Below are 20496 nucleotides of genomic sequence, written 5' to 3' on the forward strand. Positions count from 1 at the left end.
GACGCGTTGGAGGAGTAAGAACGTGGCGGAGACTGGCTCGGGAAAGAAACGCCGCAGGCGCTGGGTCGCCGTTTTTCTCATCGTCCTGCTGGCGGCTTTCATCTGGTGGCGTCATGCCGGGCGGAAAGAGCGGGCCGGCGGTCCGGCGCCGGTGGCGGTGGGCGTCGCCGAGGCAAAAAGCGGCCCGATGCGGGTGACGCTCGACGAGCTCGGCACGGTGACGCCCCTCGCCACGGTGACGGTGCTGCCGCAGATCAGCGGTTATATCACCGGGATCGGCTTTACCGAGGGCCAATTGGTGCAAAAGGGCCAGTTCCTGGTTCAGATCGATCCGCGACCCTACGAGATCCAGCTTGAGCAATATCAGGCGGCCTTGGCCAAGGACGAGGCGAGCCTCGCCCAGGCGCGCTCCGACCTCGCCCGCTATGAAAAACTGGCGGCGCAGGACAGCATCTCCGCCCAGACCGTCTCCGACCAGCGCTTTCTCGCCGCCCAGAACGCGGCGGCGGTCAAGGCGGATCAAGCGAACATCGACAGCGCCAAGCTCGATCTCGTCTATTGCCATATCACCTCGCCGGTGGCGGGGCGGGTGGGGCTGCGGCTGGTGGATCTCGGCAATTACGTCACCTCCGGCAGCTCGACCGGCCTCGCGGTGGTGACGACCATCAGCCCGACAACGGTGATCTTCTCCGTCGCGCAGCAGGATCTGGCGATGGTTCTGGAACAGATCGAGAGCGGCGCCACGCTGGAAGCCGCCGCCTATGACAGCGCCGACACCACCAAGCTGGAGGATGGCACGCTGACCGCGGTGGATAACCAAGTGAACAGCTCGACCGGCATGGTGAAGCTGCGCGCCGATTTTCCCAATACGGATGGCCGGCTGTTCCCCAACCAGTTCGTCAACGTGCATCTGCTTGTGAAAACGCTCCAGAACGCCACGCTGGTGCCGAGCCCGGCGGTGCAGGAGGGCGCGCCCGGCGCCTATGTCTATCTCGTCCAGCCCGACCATAGCGTGAAGATGCAACCGGTTGAGACCGGGCCCACCGATGGCGTCAACACCGTCATCATCAAGGGGGTGCAACCCGGCGCCACGGTGGTGGTGGATGGCGTGGACCGGCTGGCGGATGGCAGCCGCGTCGCGGTGGCCGGGTCTGGCGGGCAGGGCGGTGGCCGCGCGCAGTGAATCCCTCCCGCGTCTTCATTCTGCGGCCGGTGGCGACCTCGCTGCTGATGATCGCCTTCATGCTGGCCGGGCTGGTGGCGCTGCAATTCCTGCCCGTCTCGGCGCTGCCGGATGTCAACTATCCCACCATTCAGGTTCAGACCTTCTACCCTGGCGCCTCGCCGGATGTGATGGCGACCGCCGTCACCGCGCCGCTCGAACGCCAGCTGGGCGAGATGCAGGGCCTCAACCAGATGTCGAGCCAGAGTTCGGCGGGGGCCTCGGTCATCACCTTGCAATTCGCGCTCTCGCTCAGCCTGGATGTGGCGGAGCAGGAGGTGCAGGCCGCGATCAACGCCGCTGGCAATCTCCTGCCCTCGGATCTGCCCGCCCCGCCCATCTACAACAAGGTCAACCCGGCGGACGCGCCGGTGATGACGCTCGCCATCACCTCCAAGACGCTCGCCCTCACCGATATCGAGCGCATCGCCGATTCCCGCCTGGCCTCCAAACTTTCTGAAATCCCCGGCGTCGGGCTGGTCTCGGTGTCCGGCGGCAACCGCCCGGCGGTGCGGGTCAACGTCAACCCGCAGGCGCTCGCCGCCTATGGCATCTCCATCGACAATATCCGCACGGACATCGCCAACCTCAACGTCAACGCGCCCAAGGGCAGTTTTTCCGGCCCGGCGCAAAGCTACACCATCAACGATAACGGCCAGATCAGCGATCCCGCCGAATACGAAACCCTGGTCATCGCCTACAAGAACGGCACGCCGGTATTCCTGAAGGACGTGGCGCAGATCATCGCGGCGCCAGAGAACGCCGAGCTTGGGGCCTGGGCCAACCGCGTGCCCGCCATCATCCTCAACATCCAGCGCCAGCCCAACGCCAATGTCATCAAGACGGTGGACGCCATCAAACGCGCCATGCCGGGCCTCACCGCCGGTCTGCCGGCGGCGTTGCAGATCTCGGTGATGAGCGACGACACGCTTTCCATCCGCGCCTCGGTGCGGGAGGCGAAATATGAGCTGTTCATCAGCATTTTTCTCGTCGTGGCCGTCATCTACCTGTTTCTCGGCAGCGCGCGCGCGACGATCATTCCCAGCGTCTCCGTGCCGGTCTCGCTCATCGGCACGCTCGCCTTCATGTATCTCTGCGGCTACTCGCTGGATAATCTCTCGCTGATGGCGCTGATCGTCGCCACCGGGTTCGTGGTGGATGATTCGATCGTGATGATCGAGAACATCGCCCGCTATCTGGAAATGGGCGAGGCGCCGTTGCAGGCGGCGCTGAAGGGGGCGGGCCAGATGGGATTCACCATCATCTCGCTCACCGTCTCGCTCATCGCCGTGCTGATCCCGCTCTTGTTCATGGGTGACGTGGTGGGCCGGCTCTTCTCGGAATTCGCCGTCACCCTGGCGGTGACGATCGTCATCTCCGCCATCGTCTCCCTCACCCTGGTGCCGATGCTGAGCGCTCGCATCCTGCGCCCCCAGGCGGAGGAACGCCCAGGACCGCTCGCCCGCTGGGCGGAGACGCGCTTCGCCCGGCTGACGCAAGCCTATGGGCGCGGGCTGGATTGGGTGCTGGGCCGCCAGCCGCTCATCCTCGGCCTGGCCGTCGCCACGCTCATCCTCACCGTCGTGATGTATGTTTTTATCCCGAAAGGATTTTTTCCGGTTCAGGATACCGGAGTGATCCAGGGGATCAGCCAGGGCGCGGAGAGCAGTTCCTACGCCGCCATGGCGCTGCATCAGCAACAGCTGGCCGATGCGATCCTGCAAGACCCCGACGTGGCGAGCCTTACCTCCTATATCGGCGTGGACGGCATCAACACCACGCTGAATCAGGGCCGCTTTCTCATCAACCTCAAACCGAAACCCGAGCGCCGCTTAAGCGCGGCGGCGCTGATTCCCCGCCTCAACCGCAGGGCGGCGGCGGTTCCCGGCGTCTCGCTCTATCTCCAGCCGGTGCAGAGCCTGACGCTGGATACCATCGTCTCCCCCACCCAATACCAGTTCGTGCTGGAAGACCCGGTTTTCTCCGATTTCGCGACCTATATGCCCAACCTGCTGGAGCGGCTGCGCGCCCTGCCGCAGCTGGCGGATGTGGCGAGCAGCCTGCAGGCGGCGGGCGAATCGGTTTACATCGAGATCAACCGCGCCAATGCCGCGCGTTTCGGCATCACCGCCGCCACGGTGGATAACGCCCTGTACGACGCCTTCGGCCAGCGCATCATCTCCACCATTTTCACCCAAAGCAATCAATACCGCGTCATCATGGGGGTTTCACCCGAGCGGATGAGCTCGGTCGCCTCGCTCGGTCATATCTATCTGCCGTCTTCCGCCGCCACGGGCGGGCAAGTGCCGCTTTCCGCCATCGCCACCTTCACGGTGCGCAAGGCGCCGCTGGTCATCCAGCATCTGGGCCAGTTTCCCGCCGCCACCGTCTCCTTCAACCTCGGCGCCGGCGCCACGCTGGGCCAGGCGGTCGCCGCCATAGAGCGGGCGGAAAAAACCGCGCGCCTGCCTTCGGCGATGCAGACTTCCTTTCAAGGCGCGGCGGCGCAGTTTCAATCCTCGCTGGGCAACGAGGCCTTCCTGCTGCTGGCGGCGATCATCGCCGTCTATATCGTTCTTGGCGTGCTCTATGAGAGCTTCGTCCACCCGGTGACGATCCTCTCCACCCTGCCATCGGCTGGCATCGGCGCGCTATTCTTTCTCTGGCTGGCCGGGGATGGGCTGGGCGTCATCGGCATCATTGGCATCGTGCTGCTGATCGGCATCGTCAAGAAAAACGCGATCATGATGATCGATTTCGCCTTGCAGGCGCAGCGCGAGGAGGGCCGCCCCGCCCGCGCCGCCATCCGCGAGGCGGCACTGCTGCGCTTCCGGCCGATCATGATGACGACACTGGCGGCCATGCTGGCCGGGCTGCCGCTGATCTTCGGCGGGGGCATGGGCACGGAGCTGCGCGCGCCGCTCGGCATCGCCATTGTCGGCGGCCTGCTGGTCAGCCAGGTTCTCACCCTGTTCACCACCCCGGTGATCTATCTCGCCTTCGAGGCGCTGGCCGCGCGGTTGCGGAGGCGGCCGGCGTGAACCTGTGCGGGATTTTCATCCGGCGGCCCGTCGCCACCATTCTGCTCACCATCGGCATCGCGCTGTCCGGCCTGCTGGCCTTCACCCGCATGCCCGTGGCTCCCCTGCCGGCGATCGCCTTTCCCACCATTCAGGTCATGGCCCAGATGGCGGGGGCCAGCCCGGAGACCATGGCCGCCACCGTGGCCGGGCCGCTGGAGCGCCATCTCGGCGCCATTGCCGATCTCAGCGAGATGACCTCGCAATCCGGCCTGGGCGTCACCCGCATCGTGCTGCAATTCGGGCTGGACCGCAGCATAGACGGCGCGGCGCGGGACGTGGAGGCGGGCATCCAGGCGGCGCGCGCGGATCTGCCGGTCAGCCTGCGCGCCAACCCCACCTATCACGAGTTCAATCCGGCGGACATGCCGATCATGGTCCTGGCCCTGACCTCGGACAGCATGACCCCGGCCCAGCTCTATGATTCCGCCAATACGGTACTGGAGCAGCAATTCAGCCAAGTGACTGGGGTGGGCGAGGTGGAGCTGGGCGGCTCCGCCCTGCCCGCCGTGCGGGTGGAATTGCAGCCCGGCCCCCTCGCCAAATACGGGATCGGCCTTGAGGATGTGCGGGCCGCCCTGGCGGCGGCCAACGCCAATTCTCCGAAAGGCTATTTCGACACGGGGGCGACGCGCTACCAGCTTTACACCAACGACCAGGCAACGCGCGCGGCCCAATATCGCGGCCTCATCATCGCCTACCGCAACGGCCAGGGGGTGCGGCTCTCGGATGTCGCGCGGGTGGAGGATTCGGTCGAGAACACCTTGAATGCCGGGCTTTACAACGGCAGGGCGGCGGTGCTGGTGATCATCCACGCCACGCCGGAGGCGAATATCATCCGCACGGTTGATGCCATCAAGGCGCTGCTGCCCGCCTTGCGCGCCGCGCTGCCGCCCGCCGTGCAGGTCAGTCTCGCCATGGATCGCAGCCAATCCATCCGCGCGGCGGTGGACGATACCGAGAAAAGCCTCGTCATCGCCGTGCTGCTGGTGGTGGGGGTGGTGTTCGTCTTTCTGCGCGCGCCGCGGGCGACGCTGATCCCCGGCCTCGCCGTGCCGGTTTCCATCATTGGCAGCTTCGGCCCCATGTATCTGCTGGGGTTTTCCATCGACAACCTTTCGCTGATGGCGCTGACCGTCGCCACCGGCTTCGTGGTGGATGACGCGGTGGTGATGACCGAAAACATCATGCGCCATCTGGAGGATGGCATGGACCCGCTCGACGCCGCCCTGCGCGGCGGGGCGGAGATGTCCTTCACCGTGATCTCCATGAGCCTCTCGCTCATCGCCGTGTTCGCGCCCATCCTGCTCATGCCGGGGCTTCTCGGCCTGGTGTTTCATGAATTCGCGCTGACGCTCACCATCACCATCCTCATCTCGCTTCTCGTCTCGCTCACCACCACGCCGATGCTCTGCGCCCTCTTGCTGCGCCCGGCGGGGGAGGTGACGGCGCCGCGCCGCTCCAGGCTCGCCCGGCTGGAGGGCTGGTTCGCCGCCGGTTTCGAGACCGGGCGCGCCGCCTATGAAAGCTCGCTGCGCTGGGCGTTGCGCCATGCCCGGCTGGTGGGGGCCGGGTTCGTGCTGACCATCCTGTTGAACATCCTGCTGTTCGCCGTGGTGCCGAAGGGGTTTTTTCCCGAGCAGGATACGGGCCTCTTGATCGGCACCATGCAGGCCGACCAATCCACCTCCTTCGCGGCGATGAAGGCGCGGATGGCGGCGGCGGAGGCGGTGATCCAGCATGACCCGGCGGTGGCATCGGTCTCCGGCTTCACCGGCGGGCGCTCGACCAACTCCGCCTTTCTGTTCGTCACGCTAAAGCCGCTCAGCCAGCGCCATGTCTCGGCGGCGCGGGTGGTGGCGCGGCTGCGCGCGCCGCTTCGGCGTATCGCCGGGGCGCAAACCTTTCTCGTGCCGGGGCAGGATTTGCGGGTGGGCGGGAGGCAGGGCAACGCCGAGTATCAATACACCCTCACCAGCGACAGTCTGGAGGATTTGCAGCAATGGGTGCCCAAACTCCTGGCGGCGCTGAAGCGGGATAAAACCCTGACCGACCTCAACTCCGATTTGGAGAATGGCGGGCTGGAGACGGATATAAAAATCGACCGCGCCCAGGCCGCGCGCTTCGGCCTCACCCCCCAGCAGATCGACGCCACGCTCTACGACGCGTTCGGCCAGCGCACGGTCTCCACAATCTATAACCTTCTCAACCAATACAAAGTCGTGATGGAATTCGCGCCCCGCTACCGGCAGACCCCAGCCGATCTCGCCCGCCTCTATGTCTCCACCGTGGGCGGGGCGGCCAGCGGCGCCAGCGCCAGCCAGCTCGCCGCCGGCTCGGTGAGCAATGGCCCCGCCAACCCCGCCCAGATGACCGCGACGATCGCCCAGGACAGCGCCACCAATGCCGCGATCAACGCCATCACCGGCAGCCGCGCCAGCTCCTCGGGGGCCGCCGTCAGCACCAATCAGGAGACGATGGTGCCGCTTTCCGCCTTCGCCAGCATCGCGCCGGGCACCATGCCGATCACCCTCAACCATCAGGGCGGCCAGATCGCGGCGACCATATCCTTCTCCCTGCCGCCCGGCGTGGCGCTCGGCACCGGGGCGGCGGCGATCGAGAAAACCATGCGTGATCTCGACATGCCGCTGTCCATCAAAGGCGGTTTCGCGGGCACGGCGGCGGCGTTTCAATCCTCCTCCCATGCCGGGCCGCTGCTCATTCTCGCCGCGTTGGCGGTGGTCTATATTGTGCTCGGCATTCTTTATGAGAGCACGATCCACCCCTTGACCATTCTCTCCACGATCCCCTCGGCGGGGCTGGGCGCCACTCTGTTTCTGCTCGTTCTCAACACGCCGCTCACCATCATCGCGCTGATCGGCCTCATCCTTCTCATCGGCATCGTCAAGAAAAACGCGATCCTGATGATCGATTTCGCCCTCGCCCTCCAGCGCGGCGAGGGGCTGGCCCCGCAGGAGGCGATTTTCCGCGCCGCCATTCTCCGCTTCCGCCCGATTCTCATGACCACCTGCGCCGCGATCCTCGGCGCGGTGCCGCTCGCGATCGGCATGGGGCAGGGGGGCAGCCTGCGCCAGCCTCTGGGCCTCACCATCATCGGCGGGCTGCTGGTGAGCCAGGCCCTCACCCTGTACACCACCCCGGTGCTCTACCTCTGGCTCGAACGGCTGGGCACCGCCTTGCGGGGCGGGCGCGACACCGCCGCCCCGCGCGCGGGCAGCATCGCGGAGGCCCCATGAAGCGCATTCTTCTCGCCCTTTGTGTGGGGCTTTCCGGCTGCATGGCGGGGCCGGATTATCATCGCCCCGGCCTTGCCGTTCCCGCCGCCTACAAAACCGCGCCAGGCTGGGTAAAGGCGGATCCCGCCGATGCCGCTCCCAAGGGGGCATGGTGGGAGAATTTCCAGGACCCGGTGCTCAACCGGCTGGAAGCGTTGGTGGCGGTGAACAACGCGACGCTGGCGGCGGATTATTACGCCTATCAGCAGGCGGTGGCGCTGGCGCAGGAGGCGCGGGCCGGGCTGTTCCCCAGCTTCGGCCTCACCGGCAGCGCCACCCGCCAGGGCACGGGCAGCGCCTCCTATAGCAGCAACGGCATCCATGTCGGCCCCACCACCTCGGGCAGCTTCGAGGGCCAGGCCGCCTGGACCCTCGACCTCTGGGGCAAGATCCGCCGCCAGGTGCAAAGCGATGTCGCCAGCGCCCAGATCAGCGCCGCGGAACTCGCCAATGCCACGCTTTCCGCCCAGGCGGAGCTGGCCATGGATTACGTGGATCTCCGCCTCGCGGATGCCAATATCGCCCTACTGGGCCAGACCGTGGCCGCCTACCAGACCAGCCTGCGCATCACCCAAAACAAATACGCGGCGGGCACGGTCTCGCAATCCGATGTGCTGACCGCCGAGACGCAGCTGGAAGGCGCGCGATCCAGCCTGATCGCCCAGGGCGCGGTCCGGGCGCAATACGAGCATGCCATCGCCGTGCTCACCGGCCACGCCCCCGCCGAATTATCCATCCCCGCCGGGCCGCAAATCGCCCGCGTGCCGGTGGCGCCGCCGCAAGTGCCGAGCACGCTGTTGCAGCGCCGGCCGGATATCGCCGCGGCCGAGCGGCAGATGGCGGCGCAAAACGCGCTGATCGGCGTGGCGGTCGCCGCCTATTATCCTGATCTGTCCCTCTCCGCGCTGGGCGGGTTCTCGGCCAACCCCATCACCGATCTGTTCAGCACCACCAACGCGCTATGGTCCCTGGGCACCAGCGCGACGGAGGATGTGTTCACCGGCGGCGCGCGCGGCCAGGCGGTGGCGGCGGCCCGCGCCTCTTATCTGGAGAGCGTGGAGACCTACCGGCAGACGGTGCTGAGCGCCTTTCAAAATGTGGAAAACGACCTGTCCAACCTCCAAACATACGCGCTCCAGGCCCAGGTGCAGGACCGCGCGGTGGCGGACGCGGCGCGCGCCGCGCAAATCGCGCTCAATGAGTACGAGGCGGGCACGCAGGATTACACGACGGTCGTCACCGCTCAGATCACCCTGTTGAGCGACCAGCAGACGGCGCTCTCCATCCAGCAGAGCCGGCTGCTCGCCAGCGTCGCGCTCTATGAGGATCTGGGCGGCGGCTTCGAGGAGAGCGATCTGCCCTCCGCCCAGCAAATCCAGGCCAAGCCGCCCTTCGCGCCATAGGGCCTTGCGTTACGAGCCATCCAGCGCGGGCACGCGGCAACCGGGCAGAACCTGGCCGGTGAACCGGGGCCAGAGTTGCGTCTCGCCCAGCATTGGCAGGCCGACATAGCCATGCAGGTACAAATTGCCCTGAGCGTCGAATTTTATGATCAGGCGATACACCTTGCCATCACGCGGGTCCTGCAGCACGCCCTTCCATTGGGGATTGCCTTGGCCATCCGGGTCGGTGGGGGAGGCGCGAAACATCAGAAACCCGCATTGGCTGTCGCCCTTCCAGGTTTTGGGCATGGGGTCCTGCGGGTGATCCAGCGCGATCCCCATGATGAAGCCGCATAGATCGCCCCCGCAGGGGGTTATTTGCAACACGATCTGATGCTGGGCCGAGACCCAATACCCTGGCGAAAAGGCCGCGGCCCGCGCCGGTTGACTTACGAAGACAAAGCTCGCCAGCATCATGCCGACCCAAGCCCCCAACCGGAACGAAATCCGATCTCCCAGACGGAGCCTCTCAATGGGCCATTGCGTCGATCCGCTTTTAGCCAGCTCACTCCGAAACATGGTAGAGTTATTATGTAACAACGTTTCTATTTCCCCAAGCTGTTGCAGAAAAGACGCAAATACACGGCGGCGGATCAGAACCGATCCTTCGCCGCGCGCAGGCGGGCGAACTCCTCCTCCGTTGCGGCGCGGATGAACGGATTGGTGGCGCGCTCCTCCCCCAGGGTTACTGGCAGGGTGGGCAGATTGCGTTGCCGCAGCGCCGCCACCTCTTCCGCCCTTGCTTGCAGGGCCTCGTTCTCCGGATCGACGCTGAGAGCGAATTTGGCGTTGGCGGCGGTATATTCATGCGCGGCGCAAACCAGGGTTTCGTCGGGCAGGTCGTGATATTTGGCGAGGGACTTGAACATCTGGCCCGGCGTGCCCTCGAACAGCCGCCCGCAACCCAGGCTGAACAGCGTGTCGCCCGGCAATAAAATCCCGCCATCGGCGATGTAATAGGAAATATGGCCGAGTGTATGGCCGGGTGTTTCGATCACGCGCAGCCGGGCGGCGCCGAACTCCACCAGCGACCCCTCATGCACGGAGACATCCAGCGGGGGCAGCCGGTGCGCATCCGCGCCGTTGCCGACGACGGTAGCGTGATATTTTTCGACCAGCTCCGCGGTCCCTGCGACATGGTCGTCGTGATGATGGGTCAGAAAGATGGAGTCGAGCTTGCGGCCCAGCCGGTCCAGCGCGGCGATCACGGGGGCCGCCTCGGCCGGGTCGACGATCCCGGTCTTGCCGGTTACGGATTCGGTTAAAAGCCAGGCATAATTGTCCGATAGCATGGGGATGGCTTGCGCCGTCACGGTCATGGCTCTCGCTCCTCTCTGTTCCAAGCAGCTATATAGGGATTATGACAATGGATGCGCGAGATGTGGCGGCATTTTATGAGACGCCGCTCGGCCGGCGCACGGCGGGCGTGCTCCAGCAGAGCCTGGACCGGCTTTGGCCGGCGATGGCGGGCCTCTCCCTGCTCGGCATCGGCCATGCCGGTCCTTATCTGGAGGCCTGGCGGCGCCAGGCGCGCTGCGTCAGCCTGTCACCCGCCGAGATGGGCCCGGCCCCCTGGCCAGCGAGCGGCCCGCGCCTTGCCTGCCTGGCCGAGACGGAGGCGCTGCCCTTCCCGGATTTATGCTTCGACCGGATTTTGCTCGTGCATGGGCTGGAGCAGGCTGAAAACGCCCGGCGGATGTTGCGAGAAATCTGGCGGGTATTGAAGGATGACGGGCGGCTGATCGTGGTTGCGCCCAACCGCAGGGGGTTATGGGCCTATGCGGAGAGCACGCCCTTCGGCCATGGGCAACCTTACTCCGATGGTCAGCTCAGCCGATTGCTCACCGGGCTTTTCTTCCGTCTGGAAGGGCGGGACGCGGCGCTCTACGCGCCCCCCATCGCCGCACCCGCCTTTCTCGCGAGGATGGCGGAGCGGTGCGGCCCCTCCCTGGCGCCGCGATTCGCCGGGCTGGTGATCATCGAGGCGGCGAAGGCCCTGCACGGAATGATTCCGGCGGGGCGGCGGGCACCCAGCCGGAGGGTGCTGGCCGAGGATCGTATTTGATATCCCTCGCGCGGGGGGCCGGCACGGCGGCCGCGCGGAAATCCGAGTTACGATTTATCCTTGGCTTCGCCCGGCTTTTCCTGGACGGGTTGGTCCGGCTTCGCCTGCCCGTCATGAAGCTCCGGTCCGAGATGCTCGATCACTTCTTCCGGCAGTTCGAGCTGGAGGCTCTGGCGGCGATAGGGCAGTTCGATACCCTCCTCTTTGAAGCGCTTTTGCACCCTGGCGTAAAATTCCCGCCGCACCGACCAGTGCTGGCCCGGCCCCGTGCGGATCTGTCCGGCGAAGACCAGGCCCAGCTCATCGAAGGAATCCAGGCCGAAAAGCTGCAAATCATCCCGCATCATCGTGCCCCAGGCCGGTTCGGCGCGCATCTGCTTGCCAATTTCCATCAGCACCGCCATCACCCGGTCGATATCCTCCTCATAGCGGACCATGATCGAGATCTGCGCGTAGCTGAAATCGCGGGTCTGGTTGGTCACGGTGGTGACGGAGGAAAACGGGATGATGTTGATCGAGCCATCGCCGCCGCGCAGACGGATGGTGCGGATGGAGAGACGCTCGACCGTGCCGGACATGCCGCCCAGCGTGACGACGTCTCCCACCTGCATCGCGTCCTCGAAGAGCAGGAACAGACCGGTAATGAGATCCTGCACCAGTTTCTGGCTGCCGAACCCGACCGCGATGCCAACCACGGAGGAGACGGCCAGCAGCCCGGTCGTGTTCACGCCGATACGGGACAGGCAGATGATCAGGGTGGCGACGATGATGACCGTGCCCAGGGCGGCGCGCAGCATCGGCGCCAGGGTGCGCAGCCGCGCCGCGTGGCGGGTGCGGCCGGTCTCATTCAGCCTGTCGATCCGGCGGTCAATTCTGTAATTGAAATATTCCCATAAAATGATGGCGCAGGCCACGGTGATGAGAATGGAGAACAGCGCGTTCAGCAGCAGCCAGCTCACCGAGTTGCTCAACAGCCAGTTGAAGGCGTCGAGCCCCCAGCCTTGCAGCATCAGCAACACCACCAGGGCGACCACAATCGCGCGGATCAGAAACCGGATGAGCGGGTTGTAGGCGCGGACGCGCCGTTTGAAGGTGGAGGTGGTGGGCTTGGCCGCGCTGTCACTATCCGGGAACAGCCGGGCCAGGAGCATATCCCCGCCCTTCCAGGCGGCGCGGCCGATGATCAAAGCCAGAATGACGACCAGCACCGCCCACAGCAAGGTCCCCAAAGCGTTGCGCACGCCGCCCGCCCAGGCCACCCAGACGGCAAGGACATAGAATATGGCGAGGACGTGCCAGACCTTGGCGAGGCGGCGGCGCAGCTCGGCCATGCTGCCCTCGGCACCGGGCGGCCCCGCCATCCAGCGGCCGACGACCCGGCGGCTCTGCCAGATTATGAAGGCGACCTCCAGGTTGACGATCAGCGCCGCGAGGCGGATGACCGCGCCCGCCCCATCCTTGGAAAGCCCGAGGATCTCCGCCACGGAAATCAGGGAAAATTCGGCGAAGACGGTGATGATCACCACCAGGGCATGGCGCATGGTCCATTTGGCGTGGGCCGTGCTCATGGGCACCAGCCGCAGGCTGGGCGCGCCGGGGGCAAGCAGCAACAGCAGCACCTCCTGGGCCAGCCGTGCGGTGAGATAGGCATTGGCGAGGCCGACCACGGCGAGATGCGCCGCGCGCGTGCCGATCATCCCGGAATTCAGGCAAAGCTGCTCGAACGTGCCGAACATGGCGAGGGGCAGCAGCGCCAGCAGAAAGCGCAGCAGGGCAAATCCCAGCCGCCGCGAAACCGAGGCAAGCGAGGCGGAGCGCCAGCGGCGTTTCTCGGTTTCGCCTCTCTCGGCGCTGGCCAGCCCTTCCGTTTCCTGGGCCGTCTCGGCTCTGGGCGTGCCGGGAACGGCGGTGCGGGCGCAAAAGCCCATGGGCTGGCGCAGCAGGAACCGCACGAAGAGATCGAGAAGAACACCCGGCACGAAGGCGATGCCCAGCCCCGCGAAAATCGCGGCGGCATTGTTCCGCCGCTGCGGCTGGGTCGTGAAGCTTTTCATCCAGCTCAGCACAGGGGTCAGCCGGGTCGAGCGTTTCAGCGCATCGGTGAACTGAGCGAAGGTGTGTCCCGCCTCGTTGCCCAGCACGGTGGCAAGGGCGAAGCCGATTTCATCGGTGCCGAACGGGGCGGGGGTTTGCTTGGCATCGTTCTCATTGGCCCCGGCGCCGGTCAGCGCGGCCAGGGGCGAGCCGGGAATGATGGCGGGCGCGCTCTTGGCCGGCGGCGGGTTGTGCTGAGAGAGCGCGGGGGCGTTGGGGGCGGCCTGGGAAGGCGCGGGCGCGGTTTGAGCCGCGCTGGGCTGCGCTCCCAGGGCCAGCCCCGTGAGCAACACGACAAGGCGGAGAAAGCGGGACGAAAGCGACATGGCCGGAGCCTGAGAGAGAAACGCGCTATAAGTCAATTGTGCCGAGGCCATGGCAAAATCCAGGCCGCGATATTATATGAATTTCTTATGAGAGGCGTTTTGTTACTGCTGTTGGCGGTGGACATGCTGGCCGTGGTTGGCGTGATGATGGCCGGGGTTCTCGGCCTCACCAATCCGGGCCGCAACCCTCGCACCTCCAACCGGCTGATGCGCTGGCGGGTGGGGCTGCAGGCGGTGGCGGTATTGCTCGTCGTCGCACTGATGGTCACTTGACGCGCGCCTTTCCGTTTTCCCAGCTGACGCTGTGATCAACGGTGATCTGTTTCCCGTCTCGCCACCCGGCTTGTGCGTTCTGCCGGGCTTCGCCCTGGCCGAGGAGGAAGCCCTGGTCGAGGCCGCGCTCGCCATCGCGTCTCGCGCGCCCTTCCGGCGGATGAAAACCCCGGGCGGGCGCGAGATGCGCGCCGCCATGACCAATTGCGGCGCGGCGGGCTGGGTGAGCGATGCCCGGGGGTATCGCTACGCGCGGGAGGATCCGCAGACGGGCGAGCCTTGGCCGGAACTGCCGGATCTCTTCAGGCGGCTGGCCACGCGGGCGGCGCGGGCGGCGGGCTTCACCGGATTCATGCCGGATATGGCGCTCATCAACCGCTATGAGCCAGGAGCCGGCATGGCCCTCCACCAGGATCTCGATGAGCGCGATTTCTCCGCTCCCATCGTCTCGGTCTCGCTCGGCTTGCCGGCCGTGTTTCTCTGGGGCGGGCCAAACCGGGCGGACCGCCCCGCCCGGCTCGCCCTGCGGAGCGGGGATGTGGCGGTATGGGGCGGCGCCGCGCGCAAATTCTTTCATGGGGTCGCCCCGCTCAAGCCGGGCGCGCATCCGCGCACCGGCGCCGCGCGGCTCAACCTCACCTTCAGGCGGGCTTTGTAGCGGGTAAGAAACAGTTGGAATCCCGCAACGGACCGGTCTACACTGGCGCGGCAATCGAGGGGAGACGCCTATGCCGCGCTGCTTGAGCCATGCTTTGCCCTGGATATTGGCGGCGGGAATTCTCCTGCCCCAGGCCGCCAGGGCCGGTGGCGATTATCATGTGCTGGGCAATGATGATGGGTGGGAGGTCGGCACGGGCACGGATTCGCAGGGCAACTCCTATTGTTCCTTGCAGGAGAACTCCTCCGACCAGAGCTATGGACTCGTTCTCGCCATCTATCCTTTGGGAAACAGCCCAAGTTTCGAGCTGCATCTGTTCAAATCGGACTGGTCGATCCCCGCCAATGCGGACGTGCCGACGAAATTCCTATTTTCCAATGGCGACAGCTGGAGCGCGAATGGCAGCGCCGCCAGCGATAACGGCCAGGTTGTCGATTACACGATCGGCATCAAGGACATGAAGGATTTCGTGAACGATTTCGCGCAATCCAACAGCATGGACATTCAATTCATCAATGGCACGGAGCCGGAATGGACCGCAGATCTCACCGGCACGTCCCGCGCCTCGCAGGATTTGCTGGATTGCACGCAATCCCTCATCGACAATAATGGCGGCAGCACCCAGCCCTATTCAACCCAGCCGGTCAACCCGGCCCCGCAATCCAATACCCAGCCCTATGATAATGGGCCATCGGGCAACGGCCGAACTCTCTGATCGCGGCCATTGCCCGAGGCTTGAGTCATTCTGCTGAAACCAGGGCCGGGCGGCCATAGCCGCTGGGCCGGAAAAACAGGATACCGATCAACAGCCCGCCGACCCCCACCACTTTGACGATCATGTCGAAGGTGGTGATGGCGTAGAAGCCAAGCCCGATGAGGGCGAGCGCGGAAAGGGCGGGGAAGACCACGTATTGGAGGAAGGTGAAGCCCCGGCTGCCGCGATAGATCCAGGCGCAAACCAGCCCGGCCAGACCGTAATAATAGCAGACCTGCACCGCGATCGCCGCCACAGAATCGCTCAGAATAACCGAAACCGAGGGCATGAAGCTGGACAGGACGATCAGCGCCAGACCGATGAAGAGCAGCAGGTACATGGTCCGCACCGGCGTGACCGTTCTCTCATGGACCTGGCCGAAGGCGGCGGGCAGCGCCCGGTCGCGCCCCATGGCGAACAAGGTGCGGGAGAATTGGAGCATCGTCGTCTCCAGCGTCGCCACGGAGGAGAGAATGAGCACCAGGGCCGCCGCATAGCCGCCCACCTTGCCGAGGCCCGCCGCCAAAGCGACGTGATAGATGAGATTATCAGAAAATCCGGAGGCGTCTTTGAGCGAGAACATCATCAGCGCGGCCACGGTGAAGGCGACGAAGGAGGCGATGGTCGCGAAAATGGACCAGAACCCGCCGCGCCCGGCGAAGTTGCGGTCCTGCCCCTTGGTTTCCTCGGCCAGATTGGCCGTCACGTCCCAGCCCCAATAGAGAAAGACCACGCTGAGTGAGGAGGCGGCGAACGTGCCGGGGGGATAATGAAATCCAAACCATGACCAGGAGAAGGGCGAGGCCGCGCCCCGCACGCCGCTATGGAAGAAAGCCGCGATTGAAATGATGAAGAGAATGCCCAGCTCGATGCTGCTCATCACCATCTGGATCTTACTGGTCAGCTCGATCCCCGCGATCAGAACCGCGCCGATGACGAGAAACCAGACCGCGCCGATGCCGGTGGTGAGCAGCACATGGCCGGCATAATCGGGGGCAAATAGTTGCAGCGTCGCGGTGCCGAGCGGCACCGAACCCGTCACCATGAAGACCAGCGCGGCGATGAGCAGCGCCCAGCCCGACAGATAGCCGAAAAACCCGCCGAAGACGGATTTCGTCCATTCATAGGCGGCGCCGGCATTCGGCATTTTATGGCTCAGGCCCTTATAGGCGACAGCGATGCCCAGCATCGGCACCGCGAAGACCAGCAGCGCGTTGGGCGAGACATAACCCGCCGTGGAGAGCAGCCCGGCGATGGCCACGGCGATGGAGAAGCCGGGGGCGGAGCCGGCCACCCCCATGATGATGGACTCGGCAAAAGAGAGCGAATCCGCTTTCAGCTGTGTCGTCATTCGAGGATCGTTCCTGTCTGGATCACGGCCCGCCCGGGGCCGTTGATTTGGGCTGTTGTTGGGTGATGCAATGGATGTTGCCCCCGCCGAGGAGAATCTCCCTGGCCGGAATCATCACGATCTCGCGGCCGGGAAAAAGCCGGGCCAGCACCGCGCGGGCGGGGGCATCGGTTTCGGCGCCGAAGGCGGGGGCGATGATCGCGCCGTTGGCGATGTAGAAATTCACATAGGAGGCGGCCAGGCGCGCGCCCGCCTCGCGGTTCATGCCGGTGGCGGTGGCGTCCACCCCGTCCGCCTCCTCGGCGGTGTAGAACATCGGTGCTGGCATCGGGATCTTCTCGACCCGCAGCCGCCGGCCCCGCGCGTCGCGCGCCGCTTGCAGCGCCGCCTCGGCGTCGCGGCTGACCGCGTAATGCGGGTCGGCGGGGTCATCGCACCAGCTCAGCAGCACCACCCCCGGCGCGGCGAAACAGGCGAGATTATCCACATGCCCATCCGTCTCGTCATGCGGCACCCCCTCCTTCAGCCAGATGACGTGGCGGCTGCCGGTATAATCCTTCAGCATCCGCTCCATCTCCTGGCGGGTGACGCCCCGGTTGCGGTTTTCGTTCAGCACGCATTGCTCGACCGCGAGCACGGTGCCCTCGCCATCCACATGCAGGGCGCCGCCCTCCATCACCAGCGGCGCGCGGAACCGCCGGGCGCGCTCCAGCTCCAGGATCTTGCGGGCGATGGCGTCATCCTTATCCCAGGGGAAGTACAGCCCGCCCCAGCTGGTGAACGGCCAGTCCACCCCCGCCAGCTCGCCGCCGGGACCCAGCAAAAAGGTGCAGGCCACATCGCGCGCCCACGCGTCGTCGCTGCTCATCTCCACCACCCGCACCCCGGGCGGCAGCATGGCGCGGGCATGATCGTATTGGCGGCGGCTCACCAGCATCGTCACCGGCTCAAACCGGGCGATGGCGCTGGCCACTTCGGTAAACGCCTTTTGCGCCGGCTTGGCGCCGAGGCGCCAATTATCCGGGCGCTCGGGCCAGATCATCCAGCACCCGGCATGCGGCGCCCATTCCGCCGGCATGGCGAACCCGGCCTCGCGCGGCGTCACCTCTTGCCCCTCTCTTTTAGGCATTTTTCAAATAGGCGTCGTATTCCACATCGGAAATCCGCTTGCGCATCTCGCTGATTTCCTGCCGCTTGCAGGCGGTGAAGTAACGCTGGAACGTCTCCCCGAATACCTCCGCCATCGCGGGCGAGGCGGCGAAGCGCTCTACCGCCCCGGACCAGGCGATGGGCAAAGGCGGCGCCGCTTGGCTGCGGGCGCCACCCAGGCTTTCCTCGCCCGGCTCCATCTCCCCTTCCAGCCCCCGCAGGGCGGTGCCCAGCAGCGCGGCGAAGGCGAGATACGGGTTGCAATCCGCCCCGGCCACGCGATGCTCGATTCGCGAGGCCGCGGGATCGGCGGTGATCACCCGCACCGCCGCCATGCGGTTGTCATGCCCCCAATCGCCATAGGTGGGGGCGTGCACGCCGGGGGCGAAGCGGCGGTAGGAATTGGCGTGGGGCGCCAGGGTGAGCATCGTATCCGGCATGGCCTGGATGATGCCGCCCAGCGCATGATACAGGGCCGGCGCGGCGCGCTCCGGCGTGGCGGCGAAGATGTTGCGGCCCTGCCGGTCGAGCACCGAGAGATGCACATGCATGCCCGAGCCCGCCCATTGCCCGTAGGGCTTGGCCATGAAGGTGGCGGTAAGCCCGTGCTTGCGCGCCACCTGCTTGATGGTGCGCTTGAACAAGGTGGCGCTGTCGGCCACGCGCAGCGCGTCTGTGGAATATTTCAGCGTCACCTCGAACTGCCCTGGCCCCGCCTCGCTCACCAGCGTTTCCAGGGTAATGTCCTGGGCCTGGGCGCAGGCCATCATCTCGCGCAGGATCGGCTCGTAATCATGCACCTCGGCCAGCCCCACGGCGTCGATCTGCCAGCCGCGCCAGCCGGATTCATCCGCTCCGCGCGGGGCGATGCGCAGCCCGTCATGCCGGGTGGAATCCACAAGGTAGAATTCCAGCTCCACGCCCAGCGCCGGGGTCAGCCCCGCCGCGGCGTAGCGGTCCAGCACGCGCGCCAGCACCCCGCGCGGGTCGAGATCGAAGATGCGCCCATCTGCCTCGCGCATGGTGAGCAGAGCCTGCACCACATTGCCCTCGGCCCAGCCCATGCGGGTGATGGAATGCGGCACGGCCACGCATAGCCCGTCCGGGTCGCCGGTATCGTGGACGATGCCCCCCTCCACGATGTCCCGCCCCCAGATATCCAGGAGAAAGGCGGAGCGCGGAATCGCCACCCCGCCATTGAGCAGGGCCTTGGCCTTGTCGCGCTGGAGCCATTTGCCGCGGGGCACGCCGTTCACGTCGATGATGAAGGTTTCGATATAATCGGCGCTGCTGAGCAGGCCGAGCTTGGTCTCGATCTCGGGATGCGTCAGCATGTTCATTCCGCCACCTCGTCGCGCACGTCGCGCAGGGTCTGCTCGAACGCCGTCTTCGCCATCGCCGCGAAGCGGGCGACCTCTTCCTCGGAGATGATGAGGGGCGGGGAGAACAGCATGGTGTCGCGCGTCGCCCGCATCATCAACCCGTTGGCGATGCAATGATCACGGCAGAGCGCGCCCACCCGGCCATTCTTGGCGAAGAATTTGCGCGTGCGCTTATCCGCCGTCAGCTCGATGGCGCCGATCAGCCCCACCCCGCGAATCTCGCCCACGATCGGCAGATCGCCGATCGCCTCGTTCAGCTTCTCGCGCAGCAGCGCCCCTTTGGCGGTGGCGGTCTCTACCAGCCTCTCGGTCTCGAGGATTTCGATATTCTTCAGCGCCACGGCGCAGGAAACCGGATGGCCGGAATAGGTGAAGCCGTGGAAATACTCGCCAGCCTCGTTGATGAGCACATCGGCGACGCGGTTGTTCAAGAACAGCGCCGAGAGCGGCACATAGCCGGAGGTGAGTCCCTTGGCGGTCGTCATCATATCCGGCTTGATACCGAAATAATCAGTGCCGAACATCCGCCCCGTGCGGCCATAGCCGCAGATCACCTCATCGGCGATGAGCAGAATGTCGTATTGCCGGCAGATGCGGTTGATCTCCGGCCAGTAGGTCTCGGGCGGAATGATGACACCGCCCGCGCCCTGGATCGGCTCGCCGATAAAGCCCGCCACATGCTCGGGCCCGAGTTCGAGGATCTTCTTTTCCACCTCGCGCGCCGCGTAGAGGCCGAATTCCTCGGGGCTCATCTGCCCGCCCTTGCCGTACCAGTAAGGCGGCAGCACATGGGCGAAATTCGGCAGATCCCCGGCCTGGCGGTGCATGTCCTTCATGCCCCCCGCCGAGGCTCCCAGCGTGGTGGAGCCGTGATAGCCATACTCCCGGCCGATGAAGATTTTTTTCTCGGGCTTGCCCAGGGTCTGCCAATAGACCCGCGCGGTGCGCAGGGCGGAATCCACCGCCTCGGAGCCGGAGCAGGCGAAAAACACATGTTCGAACCCCGCGGGGGCGATGGAGGCGAGCTTCTTCGCCAGTAAAACCGTGGGCTCCGTCGTGGTTTTAAAAAAGGCATTGTAATAGGGCAGCCGGCGCATCTGGCTGGCGGCCGCCTCCACCAGCTCCGCGCGGCCATAGCCCGCCGCCACGCACCACAGCCCGGCCATGCCGTCCATGATCCTGTTGCCCTGGGAATCGTGAATATACACGCCCTCGGCGGAGGTAATGACCCGCACCCCTTGCTGATGCAGCTCTTTATGGTCGGTGAAGGGGTGGAAATGATGGGCGGCGTCCTCGGCCTGCCAATCGATCGCGTGATTGAGATCGTCCAACATGAATGGATGCTCCGATAAGGCTGAAAATATCATGAAAAATCGCGCTTATTCAGCGCTGGGTTCAGAATTT

Annotated in this window: 15 protein-coding genes; 8 read left to right on the forward strand and 7 right to left on the reverse strand. The window is 65.5% G+C overall.

Annotation, left to right across the window (positions count from 1 at the left end):
* Nucleotides 1-22 precede the first annotated feature (22 nt).
* Genes M7H45_RS02575 through M7H45_RS02590 form a run of 4 tightly spaced genes read left to right on the forward strand, consistent with a single transcriptional unit; the run spans nucleotide 23 to nucleotide 9001 of the window.
* A complete protein-coding gene (locus M7H45_RS02575; RefSeq protein WP_298214405.1) occupies nucleotides 23-1183 on the forward strand; it encodes an efflux RND transporter periplasmic adaptor subunit in 1161 nt (386 codons plus the stop codon).
* The gene (locus tag M7H45_RS02580; protein WP_298214407.1) at nucleotides 1180-4263 is read left to right on the forward strand and encodes an efflux RND transporter permease subunit; all 3084 of its coding nucleotides are present in this window, start codon (nucleotides 1180-1182) and stop codon (nucleotides 4261-4263) included. The genes M7H45_RS02575 and M7H45_RS02580 overlap by 4 nt, the downstream gene beginning before the upstream one ends.
* Nucleotides 4260-7559: an efflux RND transporter permease subunit gene (locus tag M7H45_RS02585; protein WP_298214409.1), complete on the forward strand. Its 3300-nt coding sequence runs from the start codon at nucleotides 4260-4262 to the stop codon at nucleotides 7557-7559. Before M7H45_RS02580 ends, M7H45_RS02585 begins: the two co-directional genes overlap by 4 nt.
* Nucleotides 7556-9001 carry an efflux transporter outer membrane subunit gene (locus M7H45_RS02590; RefSeq protein WP_298214411.1) on the forward strand — a complete coding sequence of 482 codons (1446 nt, stop codon included), beginning with the start codon at nucleotides 7556-7558 and terminating at the stop codon, nucleotides 8999-9001. The genes M7H45_RS02585 and M7H45_RS02590 overlap by 4 nt, the downstream gene beginning before the upstream one ends.
* 9 nt (nucleotides 9002-9010) lie before the next feature.
* On the opposite strand, the gene M7H45_RS02595 is transcribed toward M7H45_RS02590, so the two are convergent.
* Together M7H45_RS02595 and gloB are read right to left on the reverse strand one after the other, a co-directional pair.
* Nucleotides 9011-9559 (reverse strand): DUF2147 domain-containing protein, encoded by a 549-nt coding sequence (locus tag M7H45_RS02595; RefSeq protein WP_366145505.1) that lies wholly within the window; start codon nucleotides 9557-9559, stop codon nucleotides 9011-9013.
* A 74-nt stretch (nucleotides 9560-9633) separates the two neighbouring features.
* Complete coding sequence (gene gloB / locus M7H45_RS02600) at nucleotides 9634-10359, reverse strand: hydroxyacylglutathione hydrolase (protein ID WP_298214413.1); 726 nt, start codon at nucleotides 10357-10359, stop codon at nucleotides 9634-9636.
* Nucleotides 10360-10406: 47 nt separating this feature from the next.
* Between gloB and M7H45_RS02605 the strand changes: the two genes are divergently transcribed.
* Nucleotides 10407-11105 (forward strand): methyltransferase domain-containing protein, encoded by a 699-nt coding sequence (locus M7H45_RS02605; RefSeq protein ID WP_298214415.1) that lies wholly within the window; start codon nucleotides 10407-10409, stop codon nucleotides 11103-11105.
* Nucleotides 11106-11152: 47 nt separating this feature from the next.
* On the opposite strand, the gene M7H45_RS02610 is transcribed toward M7H45_RS02605, so the two are convergent.
* Nucleotides 11153-13525: a mechanosensitive ion channel domain-containing protein gene (locus tag M7H45_RS02610; RefSeq protein WP_298214417.1), complete on the reverse strand. Its 2373-nt coding sequence runs from the start codon at nucleotides 13523-13525 to the stop codon at nucleotides 11153-11155.
* A 99-nt stretch (nucleotides 13526-13624) separates the two neighbouring features.
* Between M7H45_RS02610 and M7H45_RS02615 the strand changes: the two genes are divergently transcribed.
* The 3 genes from M7H45_RS02615 to M7H45_RS02625 all read left to right on the forward strand — a co-directional run bounded on the left by M7H45_RS02615 (nucleotide 13625) and on the right by M7H45_RS02625 (nucleotide 15171).
* On the forward strand, nucleotides 13625-13798 hold the full coding sequence (locus M7H45_RS02615) for a twin transmembrane helix small protein (RefSeq protein ID WP_298214419.1): 174 nt from the start codon (nucleotides 13625-13627) through the stop codon (nucleotides 13796-13798).
* A 31-nt stretch (nucleotides 13799-13829) separates the two neighbouring features.
* Nucleotides 13830-14456 (forward strand): DNA oxidative demethylase AlkB, encoded by a 627-nt coding sequence (gene alkB, locus M7H45_RS02620; RefSeq protein WP_408832348.1) that lies wholly within the window; start codon nucleotides 13830-13832, stop codon nucleotides 14454-14456.
* Nucleotides 14457-14526: 70 nt separating this feature from the next.
* Nucleotides 14527-15171 (forward strand): hypothetical protein, encoded by a 645-nt coding sequence (locus M7H45_RS02625; protein ID WP_298214421.1) that lies wholly within the window; start codon nucleotides 14527-14529, stop codon nucleotides 15169-15171.
* A gap of 25 nt (nucleotides 15172-15196) precedes the next feature.
* On the opposite strand, the gene M7H45_RS02630 is transcribed toward M7H45_RS02625, so the two are convergent.
* From M7H45_RS02630 to M7H45_RS02645, 4 genes are read right to left on the reverse strand one after another with little or no spacing between them, the layout of a single operon-like run.
* The gene (locus M7H45_RS02630; protein ID WP_298214424.1) at nucleotides 15197-16561 is read right to left on the reverse strand and encodes an APC family permease; all 1365 of its coding nucleotides are present in this window, start codon (nucleotides 16559-16561) and stop codon (nucleotides 15197-15199) included.
* A gap of 22 nt (nucleotides 16562-16583) precedes the next feature.
* On the reverse strand, nucleotides 16584-17690 hold the full coding sequence (gene aguA / locus M7H45_RS02635) for an agmatine deiminase (protein ID WP_298214426.1): 1107 nt from the start codon (nucleotides 17688-17690) through the stop codon (nucleotides 16584-16586).
* The gene (locus M7H45_RS02640; RefSeq protein WP_298214428.1) at nucleotides 17683-19050 is read right to left on the reverse strand and encodes a glutamine synthetase family protein; all 1368 of its coding nucleotides are present in this window, start codon (nucleotides 19048-19050) and stop codon (nucleotides 17683-17685) included. Before M7H45_RS02640 ends, aguA begins: the two co-directional genes overlap by 8 nt.
* Complete coding sequence (locus M7H45_RS02645; RefSeq protein ID WP_298214430.1) at nucleotides 19047-20426, reverse strand: aspartate aminotransferase family protein; 1380 nt, start codon at nucleotides 20424-20426, stop codon at nucleotides 19047-19049. The genes M7H45_RS02640 and M7H45_RS02645 overlap by 4 nt, the downstream gene beginning before the upstream one ends.
* Nucleotides 20427-20496 lie beyond the last annotated feature (70 nt).

The organism is Acidocella sp. (genome assembly GCF_027352905.1).
Taxonomy (GTDB): domain Bacteria; phylum Pseudomonadota; class Alphaproteobacteria; order Acetobacterales; family Acetobacteraceae; genus Acidocella.

What these genes read in the sequence shown, in the direction of transcription:
- M7H45_RS02590 (WP_298214411.1), top strand. Translation starts at nt 7,556, where the DNA reads ATGAAGCGCATTCTTCTCGCCCTTTGTGTGGGGCTTTCCGGCTGCATG.
- M7H45_RS02595 (WP_366145505.1), bottom strand. Translation starts at nt 9,559, where the DNA reads ATGTTTCGGAGTGAGCTGGCTAAAAGCGGATCGACGCAATGGCCCATT.
- gloB (WP_298214413.1), bottom strand. Translation starts at nt 10,359, where the DNA reads ATGACCGTGACGGCGCAAGCCATCCCCATGCTATCGGACAATTATGCC.
- M7H45_RS02605 (WP_298214415.1), top strand. Translation starts at nt 10,407, where the DNA reads ATGGATGCGCGAGATGTGGCGGCATTTTATGAGACGCCGCTCGGCCGG.
- M7H45_RS02610 (WP_298214417.1), bottom strand. Translation starts at nt 13,525, where the DNA reads ATGTCGCTTTCGTCCCGCTTTCTCCGCCTTGTCGTGTTGCTCACGGGG.
- M7H45_RS02625 (WP_298214421.1), top strand. Translation starts at nt 14,527, where the DNA reads ATGCCGCGCTGCTTGAGCCATGCTTTGCCCTGGATATTGGCGGCGGGA.
- M7H45_RS02630 (WP_298214424.1), bottom strand. Translation starts at nt 16,561, where the DNA reads ATGACGACACAGCTGAAAGCGGATTCGCTCTCTTTTGCCGAGTCCATC.
- aguA (WP_298214426.1), bottom strand. Translation starts at nt 17,690, where the DNA reads ATGCCTAAAAGAGAGGGGCAAGAGGTGACGCCGCGCGAGGCCGGGTTC.
- M7H45_RS02640 (WP_298214428.1), bottom strand. Translation starts at nt 19,050, where the DNA reads ATGAACATGCTGACGCATCCCGAGATCGAGACCAAGCTCGGCCTGCTC.
- M7H45_RS02645 (WP_298214430.1), bottom strand. Translation starts at nt 20,426, where the DNA reads ATGTTGGACGATCTCAATCACGCGATCGATTGGCAGGCCGAGGACGCC.